26 protein-coding genes and 1 tRNA gene are annotated in these 25257 nt (G+C 63.3%); 8 read left to right on the top strand and 19 right to left on the bottom strand.

Annotated features, from left to right (window positions below; translation table 11 throughout):
* Positions 1–26: 26 nt before the first annotated feature.
* Together DM826_RS08440 and DM826_RS08435 are read right to left on the bottom strand one after the other, a co-directional pair.
* Positions 27–932, bottom strand: coding sequence for an SDR family NAD(P)-dependent oxidoreductase (locus DM826_RS08440; protein ID WP_120102959.1), 906 nt, complete (start codon positions 930–932; stop codon positions 27–29).
* Positions 929–1564, bottom strand: a complete 636-nt coding sequence (locus DM826_RS08435; RefSeq protein ID WP_120102958.1) for a DsbA family oxidoreductase — start codon at positions 1562–1564, stop codon at positions 929–931. The genes DM826_RS08440 and DM826_RS08435 overlap by 4 nt, the downstream gene beginning before the upstream one ends.
* Before the next feature lie 90 nt (positions 1565–1654).
* Between DM826_RS08435 and DM826_RS08430 the strand changes: the two genes are divergently transcribed.
* Entirely contained in the window at positions 1655–2164 is a 510-nt protein-coding gene (locus DM826_RS08430) for a hypothetical protein (RefSeq protein ID WP_133304669.1), read from the top strand.
* 244 nt (positions 2165–2408) lie between these two features.
* Here the strand turns inward: DM826_RS08430 and DM826_RS08425 are convergent.
* Positions 2409–2491 (bottom strand) — tRNA-Ser (locus tag DM826_RS08425).
* Between the two features lie 171 nt (positions 2492–2662).
* Between DM826_RS08425 and DM826_RS08420 the strand changes: the two genes are divergently transcribed.
* On the top strand, positions 2663–3922 hold the full coding sequence (locus DM826_RS08420) for a tRNA (N(6)-L-threonylcarbamoyladenosine(37)-C(2))-methylthiotransferase (protein WP_120102956.1): 1260 nt from the start codon (positions 2663–2665) through the stop codon (positions 3920–3922).
* A gap of 23 nt (positions 3923–3945) precedes the next feature.
* Here DM826_RS08420 and DM826_RS08415 read toward each other — a convergent pair whose 3' ends face one another.
* From DM826_RS08415 to DM826_RS08395, 5 genes are all read right to left on the bottom strand, one after another.
* A complete protein-coding gene (locus tag DM826_RS08415; protein WP_120102955.1) occupies positions 3946–4401 on the bottom strand; it encodes an NYN domain-containing protein in 456 nt (151 codons plus the stop codon).
* Between the two features lie 65 nt (positions 4402–4466).
* Positions 4467–7196: a PAS domain S-box protein gene (locus DM826_RS08410; protein WP_165853286.1), complete on the bottom strand. Its 2730-nt coding sequence runs from the start codon at positions 7194–7196 to the stop codon at positions 4467–4469.
* Between the two features lie 96 nt (positions 7197–7292).
* Positions 7293–8777, bottom strand: a complete 1485-nt coding sequence (locus DM826_RS08405; RefSeq protein WP_120102953.1) for an MATE family efflux transporter — start codon at positions 8775–8777, stop codon at positions 7293–7295.
* A 108-nt stretch (positions 8778–8885) separates the two neighbouring features.
* Positions 8886–9113, bottom strand: a complete 228-nt coding sequence (locus DM826_RS08400) for a hypothetical protein (protein ID WP_120102952.1) — start codon at positions 9111–9113, stop codon at positions 8886–8888.
* A gap of 42 nt (positions 9114–9155) precedes the next feature.
* Positions 9156–9488: a hypothetical protein gene (locus DM826_RS08395; protein WP_120102951.1), complete on the bottom strand. Its 333-nt coding sequence runs from the start codon at positions 9486–9488 to the stop codon at positions 9156–9158.
* A gap of 471 nt (positions 9489–9959) precedes the next feature.
* Here DM826_RS08395 and DM826_RS08390 point away from each other — a divergent pair, with 471 nt between their 5' ends.
* On the top strand, positions 9960–10694 hold the full coding sequence (locus tag DM826_RS08390; RefSeq protein WP_120102950.1) for a hypothetical protein: 735 nt from the start codon (positions 9960–9962) through the stop codon (positions 10692–10694).
* 60 nt (positions 10695–10754) lie between these two features.
* Here DM826_RS08390 and DM826_RS08385 read toward each other — a convergent pair whose 3' ends face one another.
* The 3 genes from DM826_RS08385 to DM826_RS08375 all read right to left on the bottom strand — a co-directional run bounded on the left by DM826_RS08385 (position 10755) and on the right by DM826_RS08375 (position 12404).
* Positions 10755–11408: a hypothetical protein gene (locus tag DM826_RS08385; protein WP_120102949.1), complete on the bottom strand. Its 654-nt coding sequence runs from the start codon at positions 11406–11408 to the stop codon at positions 10755–10757.
* A 60-nt stretch (positions 11409–11468) separates the two neighbouring features.
* A complete protein-coding gene (locus DM826_RS08380) occupies positions 11469–11861 on the bottom strand; it encodes an ArsR/SmtB family transcription factor (protein WP_165853285.1) in 393 nt (130 codons plus the stop codon).
* A 174-nt stretch (positions 11862–12035) separates the two neighbouring features.
* Positions 12036–12404, bottom strand: coding sequence for a winged helix-turn-helix domain-containing protein (locus DM826_RS08375; protein WP_120102947.1), 369 nt, complete (start codon positions 12402–12404; stop codon positions 12036–12038).
* A 166-nt stretch (positions 12405–12570) separates the two neighbouring features.
* Here DM826_RS08375 and DM826_RS08370 point away from each other — a divergent pair, with 166 nt between their 5' ends.
* Complete coding sequence (locus DM826_RS08370; RefSeq protein WP_120102946.1) at positions 12571–13152, top strand: response regulator transcription factor; 582 nt, start codon at positions 12571–12573, stop codon at positions 13150–13152.
* Here DM826_RS08370 and DM826_RS08365 read toward each other — a convergent pair.
* From DM826_RS08365 to DM826_RS13060, 4 genes are all read right to left on the bottom strand, one after another.
* Positions 13146–14792 carry a bacterio-opsin activator domain-containing protein gene (locus DM826_RS08365; RefSeq protein WP_120102945.1) on the bottom strand — a complete coding sequence of 549 codons (1647 nt, stop codon included), beginning with the start codon at positions 14790–14792 and terminating at the stop codon, positions 13146–13148. The genes DM826_RS08370 and DM826_RS08365 overlap by 7 nt on opposite strands.
* 37 nt (positions 14793–14829) lie before the next feature.
* Positions 14830–15858 carry a sensor histidine kinase gene (locus DM826_RS08360; protein WP_120102944.1) on the bottom strand — a complete coding sequence of 343 codons (1029 nt, stop codon included), beginning with the start codon at positions 15856–15858 and terminating at the stop codon, positions 14830–14832.
* Positions 15859–16153: 295 nt separating this feature from the next.
* Positions 16154–16438: a translation initiation factor eIF-1A gene (gene eif1A, locus DM826_RS08355; protein ID WP_120084228.1), complete on the bottom strand. Its 285-nt coding sequence runs from the start codon at positions 16436–16438 to the stop codon at positions 16154–16156.
* Positions 16439–16511: 73 nt separating this feature from the next.
* On the bottom strand, positions 16512–16649 hold the full coding sequence (locus DM826_RS13060; protein ID WP_165853284.1) for a hypothetical protein: 138 nt from the start codon (positions 16647–16649) through the stop codon (positions 16512–16514).
* Between the two features lie 89 nt (positions 16650–16738).
* Here DM826_RS13060 and DM826_RS08350 point away from each other — a divergent pair, with 89 nt between their 5' ends.
* A complete protein-coding gene (locus DM826_RS08350) occupies positions 16739–17710 on the top strand; it encodes a hydroxyacid dehydrogenase (protein WP_120102943.1) in 972 nt (323 codons plus the stop codon).
* Complete coding sequence (locus DM826_RS08345; RefSeq protein ID WP_120102942.1) at positions 17707–18498, top strand: HpcH/HpaI aldolase family protein; 792 nt, start codon at positions 17707–17709, stop codon at positions 18496–18498. The genes DM826_RS08350 and DM826_RS08345 overlap by 4 nt, the downstream gene beginning before the upstream one ends.
* A 66-nt stretch (positions 18499–18564) precedes the next feature.
* Here the strand turns inward: DM826_RS08345 and DM826_RS08340 are convergent, their stop codons facing one another.
* A complete protein-coding gene (locus tag DM826_RS08340) occupies positions 18565–19152 on the bottom strand; it encodes an archaellin/type IV pilin N-terminal domain-containing protein (protein ID WP_120102941.1) in 588 nt (195 codons plus the stop codon).
* A 152-nt stretch (positions 19153–19304) separates the two neighbouring features.
* On the opposite strand from DM826_RS08340, the gene DM826_RS08335 reads away from it, so the two are divergent.
* On the top strand, positions 19305–19781 hold the full coding sequence (locus DM826_RS08335) for a DUF3592 domain-containing protein (RefSeq protein ID WP_120102940.1): 477 nt from the start codon (positions 19305–19307) through the stop codon (positions 19779–19781).
* Between the two features lie 37 nt (positions 19782–19818).
* Here DM826_RS08335 and DM826_RS08330 read toward each other — a convergent pair whose 3' ends face one another.
* From DM826_RS08330 to DM826_RS08320, 3 genes are read right to left on the bottom strand one after another with little or no spacing between them, the layout of a single operon-like run.
* Positions 19819–21870: a type II secretion system F family protein gene (locus tag DM826_RS08330; protein ID WP_120102939.1), complete on the bottom strand. Its 2052-nt coding sequence runs from the start codon at positions 21868–21870 to the stop codon at positions 19819–19821.
* Positions 21867–23894: a type II/IV secretion system ATPase subunit gene (locus DM826_RS08325; protein ID WP_233735743.1), complete on the bottom strand. Its 2028-nt coding sequence runs from the start codon at positions 23892–23894 to the stop codon at positions 21867–21869. The genes DM826_RS08330 and DM826_RS08325 overlap by 4 nt, the downstream gene beginning before the upstream one ends.
* 49 nt (positions 23895–23943) lie before the next feature.
* Complete coding sequence (locus DM826_RS08320) at positions 23944–24744, bottom strand: HD domain-containing protein (protein WP_120102938.1); 801 nt, start codon at positions 24742–24744, stop codon at positions 23944–23946.
* A gap of 72 nt (positions 24745–24816) precedes the next feature.
* Between DM826_RS08320 and DM826_RS08315 the strand changes: the two genes are divergently transcribed.
* On the top strand, positions 24817–25254 hold the full coding sequence (locus tag DM826_RS08315) for a dCTP deaminase/dUTPase family protein (protein WP_120102937.1): 438 nt from the start codon (positions 24817–24819) through the stop codon (positions 25252–25254).
* Positions 25255–25257: the final 3 nt, after the last annotated feature.

Raw genomic sequence — 25257 nt, 5'->3', positions numbered from 1 at the left:
GTCGGCGACGAAGCCGCATAAATCCGTCAGTCGTCGGCCGACAGCGGGTCCGGAATGTCGAGCAGGGCGGCACTGCGCTCGAACAACTGGCGTGCGGCCGCCCGGTCGCGAGCGGCAGCCGAGGGTTGGGTTGGTTCACAGTAAGCAAAGTAGCGACCCGACACCGACGCAACGCGTGGACTGACCGCGAGATAGACCGCGGTAGCCGCGCCGTCGGCCGGGGTCGGCACGAACGGGAGCCCGCCAGCGAGGCTCGCAAGGTCGGACAGCGGCCCTGGCAGAAACCGGGTGAAGCCGCTGCCGGGGATCGCCCCGGGGTGGAACGTATTCGAGGTGATCCCATGCTCGGACTGTTCCAATCGACGCGCGAGCTCGAAGGCAAACTGAATGTTGGCGAGCTTTGACCGCTGGTAGGCGCTGAACGAGGAGTAGTCCGCGACGGAGTCGACGGCATCGAGATCCAGCGACGCCCCGCGGTGGGCAGCTGAGGCCGTGGTGACGATCCGGGCATCGTCAGCCAGCGTCGGCAACAGCTCGGCAGTCAGCAGGTACGGTGCGAGATGGTTGACGTGGAAGGTGTATTCAACGCCGATATCGGTGAGTCGACCGTCACGGAACAGCCCGCCGGCGTTGTTGACGAGGATATCGAGATCGTCGACCCAGTCGTCGACTGCGGTCGCCAGCGAGCTGACCGCGGAGACAGCAGCAAAATCGGCTGTCTCGAAAGTCGCCTCCACACCCATCGCGGTAAGGTCGTCGACGACCGCGCGGGCGGCGTCGGCATCGCGGCCGTGTACCATCACATCGGCACCGAGCCGCCCCAACGCGAGGGCGGTCTCGCGGCCGATCCCACTGGTCGAGCCGGTGACCAACGCAGTCTGTCCCGCACAGTCAATGTCGGCGACGCCAGCCTGTTCGGCGGGCTGTGTCATTCCGCGCCCTCAACGAGTCGGCGAAGTTGGGCCGGCGGTACTGCCCCGCGTGCGGCGTGGCCGTCGGCGACGAACGTCGGGACGCCGGTGATGCCGGCCTGCTGGGCAGCGGTAAACGCGTCGGTGACCGTCTCCCGGTGAGCCTCGTCGTTGAGTGCGGCGGTGATTTCATCGCCGTCGATGCCAACGCTTGTTGCAAGGTCGACGAGCACGTCCTCGCTCCCGATATCGCGGCCATCCTGCCAGAGGGCGGCGAAGATTGCCTCATCGAAGGCCAGCCACGTCTCATAGGGATGCTCGTTGCTGACGTAGGCGGAGGCAACCTGAGCGTCAAGCGAGTCGACCTCGGTTGCCAACTCCAGTGTCATCTCAACATCGTACTCTTGTTGGAGGCGACGCACGGACTCCTTGGCTTGCTCAAAGTAGTCATCGTCTTTGCCGTCGTCGACCGGGTGATCGATCTCACCGTCGGTGGTTCGCTTGCCGGCTCGCAGGTCGAACGGCTGCCAATCGATCCGTAACGGCTCTTCTCGGTCAGCCTGATACCGGGAGAGTGATTCACGACCAAGATAGCAGAACGGACAGACGTAATCCGAGTACACCGTAATCGACGCCGTGGTGGCTTCGCTCATTACAATGTGTTGGGTCTCAGGTCACAAAAACAGGCCGGTGGGGCAGCCCAACGAATAACGCTCTTGTAGGTGGCTGTGAAAGCCGCCGTCGTGCTTCGAACACTGCGCGAGTCCGGCCCAGGGCTGCTTGTCCCCGCAGCGTGGCTCGTCGTCGCCGCGGCCCACCGTGGGGTGGTCAGCACCCGATCGATCTTCATCGCACATCTCGTGATGGTGGCGTTTATCATGTTTTTCCTTGTGACGGGGTGGGACGAGATGAACGATCGCGCCCTCCAGGGCTGGCGTGTTGTCATGGTTGTTGGCGTCGGCATCACGCTCAGCGGGATCGCCGGCTTCCTCATCGACTCGGTGGCGACACCGCTGTTGGCGATCAGCCTCATCGGGTGGATGGTCATCCCCGCGATCGGGCTGTTTTACACCGGCGCGGTACTACCGGAGGCGGCGATCATCTATGTCGCCAGCGGGACGCTCTCGATCGTCGGGCCGATCATCTACTTCCTCTCATTTCTCGTCGGGGTCGACCTCATCGCCATCGCTGGGATCGGGGTGACCGCCGTCGGCCAAACGCTCGGCATCGGCGACGCCGTGCTGCGATATTAGGCAGGCAAATCGAACTGCGACGGAGCCACACATAGCAGTGCTCGGCGTGGTGATCGGCAAAAACGCGGTGGGACTGGGATTCGAACTCACTCACAAATCGAAGATTTGCTCACGGCTTCGCCGTTCGCTTTCGAGGTCGCAAGCGACCTCGCACTGTTCGCTGCTCGAATCCCGACCACGAGCGACGCGCTCACAGTGCTGGCGAGCACACCCGGTGCTCGCCGTTGTTGTTCGCACGAAAATTCGGTGGGACTGGGATTCGAACCCAGGAGGCCAAAGGCCACCTGCTTTCAAGGCAGGCGCAATAGTCCGCTCTGCCATCCCACCGCATTCGCAAGACGGCGATGGCGGGTAAAAACGGTTCTGGTTATGTCGACTGTCGGTGGCGACACACGCCCAGTGAGCCGGAGTATGTAATCGATTTCTGTTCCACCAGGACGACGCCGTAACCCGGATCGTCGGCCTTTTGCTCGCCGGGGCGCAACAGGTGGTAACTGGATGGCCTCCTACCACATCGAGACGTACGGCTGTACGTCAAACCGCGGCGAGAGCCGGCAGATCGAGCAGGCCCTCCGCGAGGGTGGCCACTACCCAGCCGACGGGCCGGCGGAGGCGGACGTGGCGATTCTCAACAGCTGCACCGTCGTCGAGAAGACCGAGCGCAACATGCTCCGCCGGGCTGAGGAGCTCCAAGAACAGACGGCTGACCTCATCGTCACCGGCTGTATGGCCCTCGCACAGGGCGAGGAGTTCGACGAGGCCGGCATCGACGCCCAGATCCTCCATTGGGATGAGGTGCCGGAGGCCGTACTCAACGGTGAATGCCCCACTGTCGCCCCCGATACCCAACCGATCTTGGAGGGGGAAATCGGTATCCTCCCGATCGCCCGCGGCTGTATGAGCAACTGCTCGTACTGTATCACCAAGTTCGCTACCGGCCGGGTTGACTCCCCGCCGGTCGAGGAAAACGTCGAGAAGGCCCGCGCGCTCGTCCACGCCGGCGCGAAGGAGATCCGGATCACCGGTCAGGACACCGCCGTCTACGGCTGGGATGACGGCGATCGCAAGCTGCCGGAACTGCTGGATCGCATCTGCACCGAGATCGACGGCGAGTTCCGGGTCAGAGTGGGAATGGCCAACCCTGGTGGGATTCACGGCATTCACGAGGAACTCGCCGACGTGTTTGCCCGCCACGACAAGCTCTACAACTTCATCCACGCCCCCGTCCAATCCGGCAGCGACGACGTGCTGGAAGAGATGCGCCGCCAGCACAGAGTCGAGAAGTTCCGCGAGGTCGTCGCTGCCTTCGACGACCGGCTGGACTACTGGACGCTGTCGACGGATTTCATCGTTGGCTTCCCGACCGAGACCGACGCCGACCACGAAGCCTCGATGGAGCTGCTGCGGGAGATCCGCCCCGAGAAGGTCAACGTCACCCGCTTTTCGAAGCGACCTGGCACCGACGCCGACGAGATGAAGGGCCTCGGCGGGACACTCAAGAAGGAACGCTCAAAGGAGATGTCGGCGGTCAAACGCGAGATCGTCGGCGAGGTACACGAAAACATGGTCGGCACAACACAGGATGTGTTGGTCGTCGAGGAGGGCACCGGCGACTCGGTGAAATGCCGTGACGGTGCGTACCGACAGATCATCGTCCAACACGCCGACGAATACGACCTCTCGCCCGGCGACTTTGCGACCGTCGAAGTAACCGATCATCAGACGATGTACGCTTTCGGAAAGCCGATCTCGACATAACATGACGCAACGCTGCCGACGGATCAAGTATCGCTGTCGCCCTCGGCAAGCGTGAGGCTCTCCGTGGCAGCGTTCCGGAGCGCATCCGATCGACCGTGGCTGGCCGGCGCGATCGCCAGCGTCGACAGCCCGTAGCTGTTGGCAACCTCCAACACCGGCTTAAAATCCGTATCCCGTGAAGCGATCGCCAGCGTCTCCGCCCGCCCTTCGGTTGCAAACCGCGTCGCGTCGACTGAGAGCTTCACGTCGACGTCGCCACTGGTAACGATCACCTCAAAGCCCCGCGCTTCCGCGGCCTGAATCAGCCCCGGAGTCGCGTGTTCATCGACGTAGAGCCGGGCGGTCGCCAACCGATCTTTTGCTGCCGTCGCCTCTCGAATGTCGTCAAGATCGACATCGAACTCATCGCGCAACATGTTCGGCCCGTCGACAAACAGCGCGATGCCGTCGGCCGGCTCATCGCGCCCGAACAGATCCATACCGGTCGTCGTGTGGCGGCGAGTATAGGAATACCGTTTGTCGACGACCCCCGATAGCACCGCCCCTACAAGCCCTCGGTCGGGTGATCGTCGGGATCAGTGCCGTCAGCAGGCATGCGCTCAGTATCTGACGCCCCGGTTTCGGCCGCCCAGCCGGCGTCAACCCCCGGATCAGTGGCTGTGGACGCACCCTCGGTGTCACGCAGCGGGACGCGAACGCTGATCGTCGTCCCGCTGTCGCCCGTCGTCGCGCTGATCGAGCCGCCACAGGCGATCGCCAGCCAGTTGACCATCCACAGCCCGAGGCCGCTGCCGTGCCGGAGCGGATCTTCGGCCCCCTCCTCGACGACGACTAACTCCTGCTCGGAGAGGCCCGGGCCATCGTCGGCAACAGTCAGGAGGAGGTCATCGCCGGCAACCGACAGCGTTACCCGCACCTCAACGGCCGAGGGCTGGTCATCGTGATGGAGGATCGCATTTTCCACCAGCTCCTCGATGATCCGGGTCACCTCACCGTCGACCCGCCGGTCGTCGATATCGCCGTCGACATCGCAGACACAACTCGCCCCAAAGGCGGCCGCGGTCTCGGTGGCGGTCTCACACAGCGTTTCGACTGACTCCCAGGTTTGCTCGGCTGGGTTGTCGCCCAACACGGCCTCGATCTCACGGGCGGTTTCGGCCTGTGAGTGGACATGTTCGACCCGATCACGGATCGTCTGGAGGGAGTCCTCGATGGCTGCCGGCAGTGCGTCCTCGCCGATCGCCTCCTGGATGCGGTCTTCCAGCAGCCCGGTTTGCCCGGTGATGACGTTGACGCTGGCCCGGAGGTTGTGCCGGAGGACGCGGTTCAGCACCTCAAGTCGCTGTTCGCGCAGCAGCTTGTCGGTGATATCGAACTGAACGGCGACGTAGGCTTCCGGCTCGCCGTCGTCGTTCGTGACCGGCGAGACGGTTTCTTGGAGGATGTACCGGTCGCCATCCTTCGTTCGGTTGATCACCTGTTTTTCGAAGATGTCGCCGCCGGTGATCGTGTCCCACAGCTGTTCGTAGTGTGTCTCGCTCATTTCGCCGGATTTGAGGATACTGTGGGTTGAGCCGACGGCCTCGGCCGCGCTGTAGCCGGTCAACTCCTCGAAGGCGGGGTTGACATACTGGATCACGCCGTCGCTGTCGGTGATACTGATGGCGACGCCGGCGTGTTTCATCGCCTCCTCGTATTGGAGGGCTTCCTCGTGGGTTTCGATCGTCGAGACGACCTGCGGGATGCTCTCACCGATCTCCTCGATGACCTCTCGCTCGACGGCATCAAAGCCGGTCGGAGCGGTCGTGTAGACCCCAAGGACGAACGCCTGCTGGTTATCGAAGACAACAGGCACAGCCAGCGAATCGGTGATATCGTGGTCGGCTGCCCGCCCGCTCCAGGCGGCGTCCGCCTCATCGACAGCAACGTGGCTCGCCGCGGCGGTCGTTGCGGCGTCGATCACCGGCTCCGCTTCGGGGATGTCGTCGGCGACCCACTCGGCGTAGTCGGTTGCATCGCCGGCAACAACGCCAGCAACCGGGTCGGCGTCGGTACGGAACTGCCGACCGCCGGGATGGTCGGCTGGGCCGCCATCAGCGGACAGTGAGCTATCGGCCGCCGTCGAGTCGGCGGCAGCGACGGGCACCAGCCACACGAGATCGTAGGCGCCCACTTCAGCCATGCGCTCGGGGACACGTTGGATCAGCTCCCACGGCGCAGGCGATTCAAGCAGCGCGTCGGTCAGATCCCGGTTGAGCCGGACGAGCCGCTCGATCCGGGTGACACGGGTCACGTCTTTCAGCGTGAGGATCTCCTCGGCGATCACTTCGTCATCGATCGGCGAGCGGGTGACCTCGTAGGTTCGCTCTCGGCCGGCGACCGTGTATGTTCGGTGGCCTGTTTCGCCGGAAGGGATCGACGCCAACCCATCGTCGATGGCCGCCAGGGGTCGCCGCGGGATCGTCTCCCTGTCGAGAATCGTCGTCGCCTCGTCGTTGTAGGCGATGACTGTCGCCGAGCTATCGAGAACAAGCCCGCCGACGGCGACGCTGTCGGCCAGTGTCGACAATCCCGGCGAACTGTGGTTGGCAAATTCCGTCCGAGCATATTGGAGGATGCCGACGGCGAAGACAGCGACACCAAGCGGCTCGTAGTTGATCCCCAACAGCGGGTCGACTGATGGTGAAACCAGATATGGAATCAGCGGTACCCCTGTCACAGCGACAAGGATGTAGAGCACCGTCGGGCGGCTGTCGCTTCGCTCAAAGGACTCAAACAGCCAGCCGAAGCCGACGAAGGCGATCGTGTAGACGATACCGGTGACAAACCAGTGGATCGCCCCGTAGTTGAACTGGAGATACGAAAACGGCGTTGTTGCCGCTGTCGTGGTGTAATAGAGGCCATGAATCGGATTTGTGAGCTTGATCCCGATAACGATGGCAAGCAGCAGCGCGCTGCCGATCTGAAAGGAGCGTTGTCGGTGGTAGGAGCGGCCGGTGTAAGCCGCGGCGAACACAACCCACGCGACGATCGTCGAGAGGCCGGCGATCAGCCCGCCAAGGTGAAAGATCCGCTGGGCCAGCGGCGAGGGCGTCGCCAACTGGGCGGCGGTAAACAGCGACCACAGCCCACTCAATCCGAGCAACCCGCCAAGCCCCCGTCGGATATCAGGATGCGAGAGGCTCCGAACACCGACGGTGCCGGCAAGGCAGATCACCGCCGCCAGTCCGAAGGCGAGTACGTACACGCCTCGGATTGAGAGGGGATCGCTCACGACCATGCCATACGGACTAAGAGATATAGTATCAAAATAAGCTGTTGGTATTCCCAGTCGGTCGGAATTCCTGCTCGGCGGCGACGTGTCAGGTTGTCAGTCGTCGCCGACAGCGGTCGGCTCATCACCCGGTTCGGCCTCACTGTCGGCCTCGGTCGGCGATCGCTCTGTCAGGTCGCCGCCGCGCCAGCCGCCGCGTTCAAACCAGCCCGCAGCGACGACCGCCGCGATAATCCCGGAGACGGCAAAGGCAAACCAGATCCCGGTAGGATTGGGTTCAGCGAAAAACCACCCGTCGATCGGAACCAGCCCTTGTGAGGCCACATAAGCGATCGGCAGGCGAATGAACCCAAACAACAACACCGCGATGGCAGCGGCGGTCAGCGTCTTGCCCGCCCCACGGAAGCCGCCGCTGTAGGCACGCAGGATCCCGACGAAGCCGAACGTCGGCGCGATCCACCGGAGGAACGTTGCCCCCTCGGCGACGACCGACGGCGAGTCATCGAAGACGCCGATGATCTCCGGCGCAAAGAGGAAGGTGATAACGCCGAGCGCCGAGAGGATCAAAAACGACGTTTTCGCCGCAAACCGGTTGGTGGCGACGACGCGATCCTGCCGGCCCGCGCCGATATTTTGGCCGGTCATCGCCTCGACGCCGCGGTCGATGGCGATCGCGGGCATGAAGATCATCGAGAAGACGCGGATGCCGACGCCAAAGGCGGCGACGACCGGCGTCGAAAACAGCGTTACGATGACCAACACGGCGTTGACCGAGATCGCCCGCCCGGTGTTTTCGACCGACGCGGGCACACCAATCCGGAGCAACTTCTTGCTGTAGGCGAGATCCGGGATCATCTGTCGGAGGTGGATCTGAATCCCGTGGGCCCCACGGAACATGAGCCACAGCCCCACAACCATCGCCGACCCGCGGGCGAAGACGGTGGCGATCGCCGCCCCCTCAACGCCGAGTTCCGGCAGCGGCCCAACGCCGAAGATCAACAGCGGATCGAGGGCGACGTTGAGGACGACAGTGCCGAACATGACGAGCATCGGCGTGACGGTGTCGCCGGCTCCACGCATTAGCGCGATGAAGACGGTAAAGCCAAACAGGAACGGCAGTCCGAGGCTGATGACCTCCATGTAGTCGGTCGCCAGCGTCAACACGGCCGGCTCCGCCCCAAAAACGCCCAACAGCTCGGCGACAAACTGGAAGCCAAGAGTCCCAAGCACAAGCCCCGCCAGCAGCGTGAAGATGACCGTTTGCGAGGCGGCGTACTCAGCTTGCTCGGGCTGGTCGGCCCCAGTATGTTGGGCGACGAGCACGCTCCCGGCGACGGTGAGCCCGAGGCCCAACGAGATGAACAGATACACCAACGGAAACCCAAGGCTGATCGCCGCCAACGCCTCCGTGCTGTACTGACCCAACCAGAAGGTGTCGGCAAGGTTGTAGCCGACCTGGAGGAGATTGGTGATAACGATCGGAAACGAGAGGAAAAACAGCGACCGTGGGATTGAGCCGTCGGTGAGATCAAGTTCTGACTGGCTCTTAAAGAGGCTCCCGAGGCGACGCCGAAGGCTCATCGGCGACCTCCAACGTGAGCGTCGTCGACACCGACACGGCGAGCAACGACAGGGGACACGGATGTGGGGTAGGGTGCTGAGGCAAATAAATCGTGTTGTTGCGGCGCACTACTCGTCGGGTTTGTGGGCCGCAAGCCGCTGAAGCGCGTCGGCGATCGCTTCGACGGCAACGACGAACCGCCAGGCGAGATAGACGACAACGACTGCGGCAGCCGGAAAGATGACAAGCAGCAACTGTTGGGCGATGACCAGCGAGTAGGCAGCGACCGCAAGCAGTCCAACGATGAGCCCAGCGAGTTGGCCTCGTGAGAGGGTGGGTGGCGACCAATCTGACATGTGTGATAGCGTAATCGAGACCCCGATGAACCTTGTGGCTGCTCAGTAGGCCTCGTCGACAACGCTGACGATCCCGTTGCCGGCTTCGACGAACGCGAGTGCGGTCGGCGCGTCACCAAGGTCGCAGGTCGCCGCGGCGGCGCTGTCGGCGGTCGTTGCCGTCACGCGGTACTCGCCGGGCGCGACCGGAAGATCAACGGTTTCGATCGTCAGCGGATCGAGGGTGACCGTCGTCTCACAGACGGGCTGGCCGTCATCGCTGACGGTGACATCAACCGTCACCGGGTTCGCACCCTCGTAGTTGCGGAAAAGCAAAGCATCTGTACAGGTCGCTTCGGGGGTCGTCGACTGCTGAGTCGGGGTTGCGAGTGGCATATATCATGTATCGACCCCATGTCCCCTAAACCGACATCACGAGTTTCTGTCGCTGAAACACGCCATGGGTCGTTTTTATGTGGGAACGCATGGGTGCAGATGGGATCACCACCACACGCTGTGACCGCCACCTCGTCCCCGACAACAACACCCTCTCCGCTGGTGATTCCATCCCCGTTGACGGTTCCGCCCCCGTTGTCGGCCACATCCCCGCTGACAGGATCGCCCACACCGACACGCCGATCATCGTGCTGTCGTCCCGCCTTGCTGCTGTTCTTTTTTGCCGCCACCCTATCTTGCGGCCGCTACATCGGGGGTGTATCGCGTCAGGTGGTGGCCGTATTTCAGTGCGTGTATCTCACCGAGATCGGGAGGCATCGACCCGACACCGCTCGATTGCCGCGGCCAGTGTGAGGGGAACCCATACACTCATTACTGGGCCGTTGGAATGGGGAATAGACCACCCGATATATGAGCGACGCAGACCCGATTGCCCTCTCCGGCGGCGGCGTAACGGTACATAAGTCCTACCACGACGCCGCCTACCCGGAGCCAGCGATTGTGATCATCATCGAACAGTTCGAGCCCGACGCCACGCAGATAACCGTCACCGAGTCGATCCCGGCGGATGCTGATGGAGCTCTCATTGAGTTCGACGCCGAGACGGCCGACCACTGGACAGCGCGAGACGACGAACTCGAACTGACGATCTCGCTGGCCGACGGCGAAAGCATCGAAACCGCCTACTCCTACGCCGGCGGCATCGCCGACGCGCTGGAGGCATGGCTCACACCGCCGACAGTCGTCATCGAGTTTGCGGATGGCAAAACGACCACACTGGAACCCAGTGACGCCAAGCCACCGAAGACTGTTGTTCACCTCCCAGAGGAGGTGACCGCAGCCGATACCGACAGCGCGGCTCCCGGCTACGGCGACGGGGTGGCTTACGAACCGCCGGAACCCGAAGCCGTCGAAGCCGGTGACGTCTACGGCCAAGATGAGGCCACACCCTTCGAGGATCATGCCGAGACAGCACCGGAATCGCTGTACGGCGAGATCGAAACCCGGTGGTCGGAGGAGGCCTCAGTCATCGCTGCACGATCATCCTACGGTGAGGATGACGCCTACGAACCGGACGAACCGGAAGCGGTCGACGACGGGGGTCGCTACGGCGACGACGACGCGGTTGAAGACGACGAAAACTGAGGAACTCAAGACGATCTGCAGCGTGGTGTTCACGGGTGATACCCGCTCGTTTTGCCGTGCTCAGCGACGAAGTGAGAGTGATCGATCACGGGTACAGACAGTGTATCCTTGGGCGGTGAGGGCAGCGTCATAATATCGCTGGGCGACCAGCCACGAGGGGAGTCCCCGAAGGCCGAACCGCCGATCGCTCCGGACATCGATCTCGATGAGCGTCTCGTCGGCCTCGTCGGTCAGTGTGACGCCGTAGGTGCCCCACGGCTTGTCGCCGGCGGTTACCCGAAGTTCAAAATCGGTTTCGGCAGCCGGTGTCTCCGCAACCGTTGTCGACATTGTGATCGACCGCAATCCGAGGAGATAGCTGAGCTCAAATGTGGCACCGTCCGCAGTGGTGGTACGCTCCTCAGCGATCGCCCACTGCATGACAAGCACCGGCGGGTGGGCGCCACTGAACGCGTCTCGGACAGCAGTCGGCGTCGCCGTCGTCCGGAGGCACGCGGTACCGCCGGTGGTGAACAACGGCACCCGAAAGACGGCAAGGACGGCCACGGCTCCAAGAAGTCCCTGCCACAACGGCAGAGAAAATATCAGTTCGGCAGCAACGAGGCCGACGAAGAGGGCTGTTGCCCAACTCGCCGCGCGTTCAACCCGGCGGTAGCGTGTGACAACGGTATCGAATTTCTCGGTGGCATCATCACTGTCGCTCATGGAGGGCATGATCGTGGGGTCTGTGGGGAGTCACAAATCGATTCTGTTCTCGGCCACACAGTCAAAGAGTCAGGTCGAATCTGACAGCACTGAGAGCGTGATCGGCGATGCTATGTCTGTGGTTGTGGTAGCCGGTTGGGCTGCTGTGTCGCCGAGACTCAGTTCAAGCCCATCGATCACGACCTCGAAGGCCTGTCGGTGGTGGCCGTCAGGATCGACTGTCATCGTTGGTTCGACAACCCCGGCGGTCTCCAAGCGATCGAGGCGACGGTAGACGGTCGGCCGGGAGATCTCGGTGCGAGAAGCGATCTCCCGGGCTGGCAGCGACTCGGTGCCGAGAGCATCGATGATCGCGCGGGTGTACTCATCGCCAAGCAGCGTGAGCAACTGCTCGGGGTCGACCAAGCGGTCGTCGGATGGAGACTCCTGAGACGGCGACAGGGTCGGTGGCGAGGTCACCATTGTAGGTATATCATCGAACGCCCGGGGCATCTATACTGGGGCTTCTATCTCTCAGGCCACAGCAGGTGAGCCTCTAGCTATACAGAAAGTCGGGCGTTGCAGGCAGAAACGATGCCAACAAGCAAGCAGACGACACCGACGGACAAAGCGTCCCGTTGATAGCACACAGCGAGATCAGTCGATGCGGTCGATCTCGATGCCGTCAGCCCCAAACCGAACCTGGAGGTCGTCAACAACGAGATGGTAGCGTTTGCGGTGGTGGCCATCAGGGTCGACAGCGACAGCGGCCTCGACGATCCCGGCGGCTTCAAGATCGTTGAGCCGGCGGTAGATCGTCGCTCGTGAGGCCGCCATCGACTCCACGAGCGCGGATGCTGTCGCGGGCCGATCACACAGCGATTCCAGTACCCGACGGGCGTACTCGTCGCTCAGTAGCTCAAGTACGGCATCGGTCTCAACCTCGGCGGCTGTTCGTCGCGTTTCCTCGGTGGCGGCCGCAGCGGATTGAACGACGCCCCCGTGAGAGTGCTGGGTCGTTGACATCGATAGCTGCCTGTTGTGTCGGCGACCAGCTATAGAGACCGGCTACCAGTCACAACCGCCCGGCACATATTCATCTAGCTATCGTCACTCGACTGGCGGGAACGGCAGGATATCCTGGCGTCGCCGTCCACCGGCTATTAGTACGGTGCCGTCTCACCATCAGACAATGGGTGAGGGCCTCCACGTCGACGAACCACGGGTGCTCATGGTCGACGACGAAAAGCAGGTTGCCGACGCCTACGCGTTGCGCCTGCAGGATGTCGCCGACGTGACTGTCGCCTACGGCGGCGAGGAGGCGTTGGCGATCGTTGCTGAAGGCCGCCCACCGGATGTCGTCCTCTTGGATCGCCACATGCCGAGGTTGTCCGGCGATGAGGTGCTCGACGAACTCCGCGAGCGCGACCTGACGACGCGTGTGATCATGGTGACCGCCATCGATCCCGACCTTGGCATCGTCGAGATGCCGTTCGACGACTATCTCTCGAAGCCGGTCGACCGCGCCGATCTGTATGCGGCTGTCGATAAACAGTGTCAGGTGTTGGCCTACGAACTCCTTGGCGAGTATTTCCGGCGTGAGTCAACTCGGGCCGTCCTCGCGGCCGATGCCACCACAGCCACCGACGCCGACGAGCGACTCGCCGCGATCGAAGCCGATCTTGAAACGGCTGAAGCACGTGTTCGTGACCTACTGCCCGAGGCTGAATCACTGCTGTCAACGTTCGACGGGATCGACAGAGAAGGCTACTGATCGGCGTCGCCCGCAGGGGTCGTCGGATCGGTCGCCAGAAACGCCGCCACGAGCTTTTGCTCGGCTCGCCGAAGATGGTACAACAGCGTCGGCCCCGCGATATCGAGGCTGTCGGCGACCTCAGCGGCGGTACTGCCTCGCGGTGATTCGAAGTAGTCAGCAAGGTAGGCCGCCCGGAGAACAGCCTGTTGGCGGTCGGTCAGCCGATCAGCCAGCTCGTTTTGGAACGCCGCGACCGACTCCGCGCTGGGTGTTGTTGCCTCCTTGGCACGGAGGTCAGTCTCGGCGACCGTCTCATCAACGGTTTCGATCAGCTGTCGGACACTTTCGGCCGGTGGCGCCTCGGCGACGATCCGCGTCGAGCCGCCGCGGTAGGTTGCCGACCGGATCGACGCCCCCCACGACGTGAGCGCGGTCACCGGTGTCTCGCCGTCGACAGTGACCTGTACCAACGGGTCGTCGCCGGTTCGGATCCATGACACATCCGCGACCTGCTCGTAGTCGTGGAGTGTCTGTTCGATCGTCGTCGGCGTGAGCATCCCATTGCCAGCGACGGTTTCGTCGTCGCCGGTAGCCGCGTCGTCGGCAGCTGTGACATCGTCGTCGGGAGCAGCCTCCTCGACGCTGTCGTCCGGCGTAACGTAGCATACAACTGGGCCGTCGCCACGGGGGACAGCCCCCACCAGCGAGAACGTCGTGTCGGTTGCGGCAGCGGCCTGATCGAGGGGGATCGAGTCACCCGAGACCGAGAGCGTCACCTCGGTGACGGTGTCGGCGACGAGCAGATCCTCCTGTCGGATCGCCCGGATCGCAAAGCCGGCGACGCGGCCGAGCGTTTCGAGGCCGGCGCGCTCCTGTTCGCTGAATCCCTCGGCCTGGCTGGCATACACCGAGACGACGCCGTAGACCGTCTCTTGATACTGTAGTGGCACCGCCAGACAGGACTGCAAGCCGCTGGCGAACGCCGCCTGCCGAACCGCTCGCGGAACCGACGCGTCGTCGGCAAAGGCATCGATCACCTGCGTCTCGCCGGTGTCGACAGCGCGTTGCCCCGGCAGGCTGTCAGGCTCGCCGAGGGCAGTATCGATCCGGTCGCGAAGCTCCGGGGCGGTTCCCGCGGCGGCGACAACCTGAAGACTATCTGTCTGGAACGCCCGGTCGCCAACCCAGACGAAATCGTATCGGTCGGCCCCACCAAGGCGGTCACAGACCGAGGTTGCGATCTCCTCGCGGTCAGCCGCGCCGAGCACCTGCTGGAGCACGCGGACGATCAGCGCGTCAATTCGCTGGACGCGATCGAGCCGCCGGTCGAGGCGGTCGACGCGTTGCTGGAGTTCGTGGGTCTCGGTTGTCTCACGCACGAACAGCCGAAGGCCATCGTCGACCTGCACGTCGACGGCAAGCCAGCGATCGATGCGGGGGTAATACTCCTCGAAGTCGGTCGGCGTTAGCTCGTCGTCGAGGGCCTCGCTGAGATGGTCGGTGGCGGCGGTCGGAAAGCCGGCCGACAGCGACTCGCCGACGACGGCGTCGGGCTCGGACTCGATCAGCGTTGCTGCCCGCTCGTTGATCGCGGTGATCTCGCCGTCGCGTGTCGCCTCGATCACACCGATCGGGGCGGTCGTCAATGCCTCATTCATACGGACGCGGGGGCTGTCGGCTGTACAACGTGTAGGCTCATGTGGTTGACGGCTCACGTGGATGGAACTCGAAGCGCGCACCGCCGGCGTCGCTCTCGGTCAGTGAGATCTCCCACTCGTGGGCGTCGGCGATCTCCTCGACGATCGTCAGCCCCAGCCCGGTGGTGCGGCCGCTATCGTCGCGGACATAGCCGGAGTCAAAGACCTGCTGGCGGTCGGCGACCGGAATCCCGACCCCATCGTCGGCGACAAAGAACCCGTCACCATCGCGGCCGACAGTGACGGTAAGGGCGTCGTTGGTGTCATCGCTGGACTGCGATCGGGTGGTCGTTGACCCGTGTTCCACACTGTTGCGAAACAGATTTTCAAACAGTCGTTGGAGGCGGTCGCGGTCGGCCGCAAGCGTCGGCAGGTCATCGACGACCGACAGCGACGCGGTCTCGGTATCAACGGTCGCCCATGCGTCGACGGCGACAGCCCCGAGATCGACGCCAGCGACCGGGGCGAGGGCGTCTTCGCCGCGGGCGAGCGTGAGCACGTCCTGAATGATGCGTTCCATGCGGTCGTGCGCCGCAGCCAACTGCTCGAAATGTTCGGGGTTGCCCGTCTCACGAGCGGCCTGGAGATGGGCGTCGGCGACATCCAGCGGGTTTCGGAGGTCGTGGCTGATGACGCTGGCCAGCCGGTCAACCTTGACCGTACACGACGAGTCAGCGGGGGTCAACAGCGTGTACACCGGTCGGTCGGCCGACACCTCGATCGGCTGGAGTCGGTAGCAGGTCGGCTCAGTGTCGCCCGGCGGTGTGAGCCGAAGGGTGGTACTGGTGTCGCGATCACCCCGGAGGACAGCCACGGCCGCCTCGGTGTCAGCCGCTGTCGACGCAACGTGGTTGGCAACCCACGCGGTAGCTGGCGTGCCGACGGCGTCACCAAAGGTTGCTTCGAAGGCGTCGTTACCGGTCGTGATGGTGGCCTCGGCGGCTTGATCGTCGACGCCGACGACAGGAACCGGGAGCGCGTCCGGGGGGATCGATGTCGACTCGGGGACGTCAGTGGACTCGTCCATACCAACTAGCGACGCTGACGGTCAACTGGCGGGTGGTGTGGCTGCACGCCGACGTGCATGGTACTGGACAGTGAGTCGTACAACTGCATACCCCGTCGTGATCGTTCCCTGCTGTAAGCCTCACCCTCTAGTAATCGTCACTACAGACCCAAAGGTCGATGAGAGAGCCACAATCGCGAGCGACCCCGCGGGTCAGCTGAAGAACGCAGTGCGTCGCTATACAGCGAGGGTGACGCCGCAGTCGGTGCTCAGCGACGCTGGCAACGATCGCTGACGGGCGGGAAAATCTGTGGTGTTAGTCGATGTGGCCTTCGCGGCGGAGTTGGTCGGCGTCTTGGCTGTCGTAGCGCCACTCCACGTCGGCCTTTTCGTCTTGCCAATCCCACGGTTCGATGAGGACGATGTCGTCCTCGTTGATCCACGTGCGGAACCGCATCCGGCCGGGGATGCGGCCCATCCGCTCTTTACCGTCGTTGCAGCGCAGCCGAACGCGGCCCCCACCGAGCATATCGGTGACGACCGCGAACATCTCGTTTTCGTCGGGCATCCGGAGGTCGTTCCGCCCTGATTCTTCTGACACACCCTTCTAGGGGCTCCGAAGCCAGTTAAATCGTGGCATCTTCCCGCCGCAGGCATGCACGTTGGTGACAGCCTCACACCGTGTCGCTGTCCAGTCGCTGAAACAGCCATCGCAACACGAGATAACCGATAAGCCCACCACCAAAGAGCACAACGGGGATCACAAACGGCCCAACAAGATTGATCAGCGTTGTCAGTGGGCCAAGTGCCATACTACACCCTCAGGGGCCGTGCCCGTAAATCTCTCGACACGGGGTCACAAACAGGGTATACTTTTCCACCTTCGCGTTGAACAGCCGCTATGACAGACTCGTGGCACGTATTGTTGCCGCCGGCGATCGATCCAGCAGGCCCGGCTGCAATCAGCGATTTTGCTGAGTGTACCGGGATGGACGAGTACGAGAGCGTCGACGACGCCATGGCTGATATCGACCGCTATGATGCGGTGATCGTCCGTGTCGCACCCATCGACGCTGACGTGCTTGACCGTGCCGACCGACTGAAGGTGATCGCCAAACACGGCACCGGCCTCGATAACGTCGATATCGACGCCGCCAGCGACCGCGACATCGTCGTCTGCAACACTCCCGGCGTCAACGCCCGCTCGGTTGCCGAACACGCCATCGCGCTGCTGTTCGGCGTCCAGCGAAACCTCCATACAGCCGACAAACACGTTCGCGCTGGCGGCTGGGAGCGCAACACCTACCGCGGCCACGAACTCGACGGCGACACCCTCGGGTTGATGGGCTTTGGGTCGATCGCCAGAGAGACCGCCCGATTGGCCGAAGGGATCGGGCTCGATATCATCACCTACGACCCACATCACGACGAGTCGATCCGCGACGGCGTCGTCCGCGTCACAACGCTGACCGAACTGTTCGAACGCTCTGACGCTGTCAGCCTCCACGTCCCACTGACCGACGGCACCCGCAATGCGGTCTCGGCCGAGCAACTCGACGCCCTCGGCGAAACCGGCGTCGTCATCAACACAGCCCGTGGCGGCGTCATCGACGAGGACGCACTGGTTGAGGCGCTTGACCGCAACGCCATCGGCGGGGCTGGCCTCGATACGTTCCAGAACGAACCGCCGGGGGCTGACCACCCCCTGTGTGCACACGACAGCGTCCTGTTGACGCCACATATCGGTGGGGTCACCGTCGAAGCCCTCCGACGGATGAGCGAGGGCGCGGCCGCCAATGTCCGAACGGTCTATGAGGGTGGTATTCCCGAACCAACGGTTAACCGTGAGGCAATCGAGGGGGCGATCCAATGACACACAACGCGATCCGTCGCGCCGTCGAGAACGACGAGGCGGTCTTCGGGGCGAGCGCAGCGACCTTTTCGCCGACGATGATCGAGATCTTCGGTGATCTTGGCCTCGATTTCGTCTGGCTGGATCTCGAACACGGCGGGCCGAGCCCGTACGACAGCACCGCGCTTGAAGAACTCACGCGGGCCGCCGACGTGGTCGACATCGAACTGCTCGTGCGGATTCCGATGCCCGAGCCCTCCATCGTCCGCAAGGTCGTCGACGCCGGCGTTCGAACCGTGTTGATCCCGCGGATCGAAACAGCCGATGAACTTCGGCCAGCCGTCGAGGCTGCCTACTTCTCCTACGATGGCGAAGTCGGCGACCGCGGCGTCGGCATCGGCCGCGGCAGCCGGTGGGCCGGCTACGCCGACAGCCACGTTGGCGACGCTGACGAGGACGTCCTCGTCGGTACGATGATCGAAAACGAACGCGCCCTCGACAGTCTTGAGTCGATTCTCTCGGTTCCGCAGCTCGGCTTCGCGTTCCTCGGCCCGGCGGATATGGATATGTCGATGTCCGGCGGCGACCCGCTCGCGAAGCATCCCGACGCGATTGCGGAGGGCATCGACAACACGCTGGACGCCTGTCTCGATGCCGGCGTCCCCGCAGGGCGAATCCTCAACGATCCGGCGGCTGCGGCCGACGCCGTCGACGACGGATTTCAGATCGTCCGCATCGGCGACGATATCGGTGCGGTACGGCAGGTGCTGGGTGAGCGACTGGCGACGGTCACGGCAGGCGACGACTGACCGCCGCACAGGGGTTCTGTGCCCGTCAGCAACGCCGGGGCTGTGAAAGCGACGAAGCAGATCCACTCAGAGTTTGACCGCTCTGTCGTTGGGATCAGCCGGCGGAACCGTGTGCTGGACGTGGGTTGTGGCACCGCTCGGGGTTGTCAGCGTGACGGCGACCTCCTCGCCTCGCCGAAGCGGTTCTAACGCTGTCGTATCGCCATCAAGCGGGATGACGAGCTTTGATCGATCGCCCGGATCGCTGAGGACATTGTCGTCGGTGTCCCCTTGGAGCGGTTCAACGCGGAACGTTGGCCCGGTGCCGGTAGCACCGTCGCTGACGAGGGTTGTCGCTCGATCAGGGCTCTGGAACTGCACCGTCGTGTTGTCGAGATCGATCGCTGTTGCATCGGGGGCTGGCCCGACGATGAGCTCCAGCTGTTGGAGCTCAGTCTCAGCGCTGTCGCTGTCGACGACGCCGATCGAGTATGCGACCTCAAGCCGGTCGCTGACCTCCGCTGTACTGCTCTCACTCGTCTCCTCGGATTGGAACTGCAGAAACCCCGCTGTGTTGGTGACGACCCCGGCGGCTGCCCCCGCGACGAGCACCACCGAGATGAAGACGATGAGTGTACCTGTCCCTACTTGTCCGCGCGAGCCAGTGCTGAACATGGTAACCGCTATTTCAACATTGTGATTGCAGTAATATAAGTGTACGTGTGCCACGAGCGCACCTGGCGCTGTGGGGCCGCTCCGCCGATCCTGCAACCGGTGTCACCAGTGTGCGATCCGGTTTTTAAGTAGTCTGATGGTCTAGATGTGGTATGAGTAGTGCAAGCCTCGGGCTGGTTGATATCCTCGCCATCATCGCCGTTGGTGGCGGCGTGGTGCTCACCGGGATCGGCCTGCGGCGATACCGGCAGTTGCGGGCGATCAATCGGCGAGCCGTCGAGACAACCGGGACGATACACCAGTCGGAAATACAGGTGGTCAGGGGATCCGCTGGCTCACACGACTATGTACCTGTCGTCGACTACGAGTACCGGACACCGACAGAACGACGCGACGGCAGCACCGTCTATCCCGGGAAGAGCCGTTTTGCCAAACTGTTCGGGACAGAAGCCGCCGCCGAGACAGCGATCGCCGACTACGAGCCAGGCACGCAAACAACCGTCTACTACGATCCGGATGATCCGACACATTCGTTTCTCATCGCCGATCCGCAGACAGCCACAGCGATCACCAAGGTTGTACTCGGGATCGCCATCCTACTGGGTGGAGTGTTGCTCACCACGCTGTAGCGCGTCAGGCCAGCGGTACCCGGATCAGGCACCCAACTCAGATGAACCACCAAGCGACCTGCGAGATCGCCAACAGCACCGCGACATGTTTGATGCCGGCTCGCAGCGCGCCTTCACCGAGCCGACCAGCGACCAGCCCGGAACAGATCGCTTGAATCATCGTGACCTGCATGAGGAGCGTCTCATACGCACCGACGGCAGGCGTGACACCGCCAACACGAGCCATGCCGGTTCTGGGAACGCCAGTGGTCGACAGCCCGCCGATCGGCCCGGTGGCAGCGGCCTCGACTGCGGGGAAAAACGACGCCGACAGAGCGGCGATGATCCCGAGAAAAACCAGGAAGGCGACGTAGATCACGACAAGATACGTTGCCATCGCCCGTCGGCGACGAGCGGCGAGTCGTTGGCTGGCCCGGAGTTCCGCAGCGGCGATGGCAGCGACAGGGCCGATCCGGTTGCTGGCGCGGAGGGCGTTGGTGACCAACGCGACAGCACCGGTGACTGGCGGTGATCGAACACGGGAGGCCAGCCGCCGGAACGCGTTTGTCACGTCAGCTCCCCACCGAACATCACGTCGAACCCGAGCAAGCGGCGCCGAGAGCGCGCCGAGGTCACCGTCGGCCACCCGGTCGAGGCCATCGACGACCGAAAGACCAGCCTCGTTGACGCTGGCGAGCCGGTCGAGAAACACCGGGACTGCGGCCGCGAGCCGGCGACGGCGGGCGGCACCAACCTCGTAGGCGACCGCGTAGCTGCTACAGATGCCGACCAGTGCGATCGAAAGCGGGCGGGTGGCTGGTGAGAGCGTCGCCATCGAGAGCCGCGATGGCTCGATGGCGAGGCGAATCCACCCCACCCCGAGTGGTACAGTCACCAGCAGCGTCACCCACGGATTAGCAGCGAGCGTTGCGATTGGCCGCCGCAGCCAGCGCCGGCACCGCGACAGTCGATCCGCGATCCGAAGCATCGATCGCTGGGAGCTCCAGTCCCGGGAGGAGGCCGTCGGCTGGATAGTGGCGTGATCACCAGGAGGGGCGACAGATCGGTAGGAAGGCTGCCCGTCGCTGTGTGTCGCGACGGGGAACCGGTGGCTTGCAAGCAGCCGATCAAGCCCAAGAAGAACGCCACCTGTCCCGATCGGAAGAAGGCCGAAGACGACCACGCGCAACACCGGGAGTGTGTCTGTGACAACCAAACCAACGACTGTCAGCGTCGTTACCACAAACAGTGGCCCGACGACCAACCCTGTCACATAGCCCTCGGCGGCGGTCGAAAGCCGATCGAGAAAGCCCTGCTGGCTGTCCACGGCAGCCTCACGGTATCGCTCATGCTGTTGTTGGAGGTAGTCGTCGATCGGTTGCCCGCTGTCGACAGCCGCGGCGAGATCCGAGGCGAACTCCGCGAACTCAGTCGAGGGTGTACGGTCACTGGTCGACGCAAGCGCGGTGATCACGTCTGCCCCAAACTGATCGATCTCACGGACGGTCACACCGATGGCGACGGCAGTATCGCCGTAGACGTTCCGGTGGGCAGCCACCGTCCGCAACACCGCCGGCAACGGCATCCCACTTCGGGCGAGTGCGTACATGCACGCGACAGCCCGCGGCAGCGTCCGGTCGATCCGTCGCTCGCGGGCGGTCACGCGACGATCAATCAGCACCCACCGAAATCGGTAGGTCGCTGCTGTGACTGCGACGGCGACGAGAGTGCTACAGCCAGCCGCGAAAACGGCCGCCGGTGCCGGTGAAAGCGTGAGTGTATCGATGCCGATTCGGCTAGTGAGCTGTGTCACCACTGCGGGCTCGGCTCGGAGATGGAGGATCGTCACGAATGTGAACACTCCGGCAGCGACGCCGGCAATGATAGCGGACAGTACGGTTCGGGCGGCGATAAGCTCAGGTGGGTCGGCAGCATGGATCGCAGCCAGCTGTGTGTTGCGCTCACGCCGGCCAGACGCCGGAACCAGCGGACGACACCACGCGAGTGCGATGGCATCAACGCCACAGCGCAGTCGAGCCCCGATCGATCGGATGGTCGCAATACGGCGGAGCCAGCGGTGATAGTCGATCAATCGGGTAGGAAACATCATCGATATGATAAAATCTCCGTGATCGTCGAGACAGCGTCGGTGCGCTGGTCGACGGTGTCATCGTCCGATACCGATCCATGAGCAGCAGTTCCGGTCGACGACGAGCCATCATCAGCGGACCCACCCGGCGGCGACACGGATTCGGATTGGCTGTCGGTCGTCATCGCGGACACTGTCTGGTCAGCCTGGTGATCGCCGTCAACAGCGTCGGCGTCGTAGGCGCGGAGGTGTGCGGTGAACTCGCGGTAGTCGGTCACCCCACGCTCCAACAGCGTGTTGAGGAACTGTTCGCGAGCAGCAAGCTCCGCTTGCAGATCGCCGGGATCCCAGCCGCGTTCGGCCCGAATCGATTCCAACACCTCGCTATGTGATCGGCTGAAACTGTCGCTTTGGGGCTGCCACGAGACGGGTTCAGCGTAATCGAGATCGCCCGTCCGGTCGTCGATGCCGCGAATCTCGCTGATCCCGTCGACCCGCCGGACACGCTGGCCCCCAAGGCGTCGCTGGGTTTGGACGGCACACAGATCCAGTGACTCGACCATCGTCCGCGGGAGGCCGATCGGCTCGTTTTCCAGCCGAGTGACAGCGGTCTCGATGGAGTCGGCGTGAATCGTCGACAGCGTCGTGTGGCCGGTGTTCATCGCCTGGAACAGCGTTTCGGCCTCCTCGCCGCGTACCTCGCCGACCAAGAGGTACTCCGGACGATGTCGGAGGGCCGACCGCAGGAGGTCATACATATCGATGGCGGCACCCTCGGTTAGTTGCTCTCGGGTGACCGCCGCCAGCCAGTTGTCGTGAGCGAGGGTGAGCTCGCGGGTGTCCTCGATGGTGACGACCTTTGCACCTGGCGGCACGAACATCGATAGCGCGTTCAGCGTGGTGGTTTTGCCCGCGGCGGTGCCACCAGCCACCAGCAGACTCTTCTTGTGCTCGATACAGAGCCAGCAGTAGGCCAACCCCGCAGCGTCGAACGTTCCACGCTCAATGAGATCGATCGGTGTGAGCGGGTCGGCGGCGTACTGCCGAATGGTAAACGCCGAGCCGTGTGGCGTGACCTCCTCGCCGAGGCTGAGCTCCGCCCGCGAGCCGTCCGGCAGCGTCGCCTCGATGAGTGGGTCGCCAACGCTGATATGGCGGCCGGCTTGTTGGGCCAGTCGGACGACGAAATCGTCGAGTGCGGCCGACTCAAAGGCGACGTTTGTTTCGAGGTCGGTGTAGGTCTCGTGGTAGATGAACACCGGATGATCAGGGCCATCACAGGAGATATCCTCGATGCGGTCGTCCTGTACCAACGGATCAAGTCGGCCATAGCCGCGGAAATCGCGGTGCAGGTAGTACCACAGTGCGTGAAATGTCCGGGCGTCGACAGTGATCCCATATCGCTCGATCAGCCCGGCAAGTTCGGTACGCAGTCGCTCGGCGGCGGGGTCGGCATCGTCGTCGCCCCCGTCAGCAACGCGATCAACAGCGCTCTCAGCGACTACATCGTCACTGTCGCCATCCGTGTCGGCAGACTTGCCGCCAAAGGCTGCATCGATATCGTTGTCGTCGTTCGGTTCCTCAGTAGGGGTGGCCGTCGATCCGATGTCGTGATCGGCCCTCGTCTCATCACTGGCGTCGGTCGCGACGTTGGCTGGTGGTTCGTTTTTAGCGTCGTCGTCGACATCGTAGAGCAGCGGCGCGCGGATGTCACGGCGGACGCGATCAAGCAGGTCGACCTCAAAGGCATCGAGATCCGGCTCAACGGCGTAGTACGATCGGTCGCCATCGGCGTCGTGTTCGGTGATAACGACGAAGGCGAACGGTCGGTTCACCCAGTAGCGATCAAGTTCCTGCTCGCCGTCGGGAACCGAGAACGTCGCCAGCGGGTCGTCAACTGCGGGATCGTAGGGGCGGCGGTCGAACGTCGAGCCACGAAGTGCGCGGATGACCTGACGCAGGCGAGCCAGTAGATCAGCAGCGATCGACTCGTCGTGGGGTGCCGTGTCAGCATCGATCGGTTCGGGGCGGTCGGGGGGCGACATGGAGCACTGTGCCGCTGTGGCCGCCGCTTCCGATTTAAATTCTCGCCGGCTACAGTTCGATCCGCTCGACCAGCCCGTCGTCGCCTTTCGTGTTGACCGCGATGATGCGAACCTGCTCTTCAAGCCGGGAGTTTGCAAGCTTTGCTTTCAGGAGATTATCGACCTGATAGACGCCGGCAGCGTTGTTCATCTCGATTTCGACCAGAACAGGGGTGTCGTCGCCGGCTTTGAGTCGCACATCCTCGATGGCCTGACTGGAGAGGGTGTTGATTCCGCGGCCGCCGTGTTCGTAGGGGATCCGTGAGCGACCGCGCTCCATATCGAGGCCGTCGGCGATCCGGATGATCCCCGCCTCGGTAGTCAGGGGCGTCTCCTCAGTGTGATGACAGAGGATCGCATGCAGCACCTCGCTTTTGAGCCGAACCGCGGTTTCGGTGTCGTAGCGGTCGCCGAGCAGTCGATCGAGGAGGTCGGCCGCAAGCGGGATCGAGTAGTAAGAGTGCTCCTCGCGGTGGACAACGTGGCCGATGTCGTGGAGCGTGGCGGCCAAAACGAGGATCACAGGCTCAAATCGCTCGTCGAGGCCCTGTTGGCTCGCGCCGTTGAACGTCACATCGGCCTGTTTCAGCAGCGTATACAACCCGAGCGCGCGGTTGCGAACAATTTCGACGTGTTTCGGGCCGTGATCGCTGTAGCCCATCCGGTCGACGGCGGTGACGTTCTGGGCGTCAAGATAGGTCGTGATCTCGGGATCGCTGGTGAGTACCGGCAAGATATCATTGAGTGCTGCGTCAGGAAACGGGTGGTCGGCGTCGGGATCGTACGCCGAGACGCCATCGGGTGATCGCATGTAGGTGGCGTAGCCGCCCAGCGGTGAAAAACCCACACCACTGCTTTACTGTCGGGTGCTGTAGGGCAACATATGCCGACCACGGATCTCACCGCCTTTGTCGACGGGATCGTCCATGAACCAACACAGACCGAGGGCCAAGGGCTCGATCTCACCGTCAACGAGATATACGAGATCACGGAACCGGGGCGTGTCGATTTCGGCGGTGGCGAACTGGAATCCGCCGACAGCGAGCCCCACCCGTCGGCCAAACGCAACCCCGATGACGACTACGAGTGGTGGACACTCGACGCTGGCCAGTATCTCATCGAGTACAACGAGACGCTGTCACCGCCCGAAGACGTGTTCCTCGTTGTCCAGACGCGCGACGAGCTTCTGACGCGCGGTGCGTTCCACCCGACACGTCACACACAGGCACTCGGGCGGGTTCCCCTCAGCGTTGGCGGTGCCGGGCTCACACTCAAAGAAAACGCTCGGGTGTCGACGATTCGCCGCGCCGAGCGGCCGTGAGCG

Source organism: Halonotius aquaticus (genome assembly GCF_003605575.1).
Classification (GTDB): Archaea; Halobacteriota; Halobacteria; order Halobacteriales; family Haloferacaceae; genus Halonotius; species Halonotius aquaticus.
This window is presented reverse-complemented; position numbering and strand designations above follow the sequence as displayed.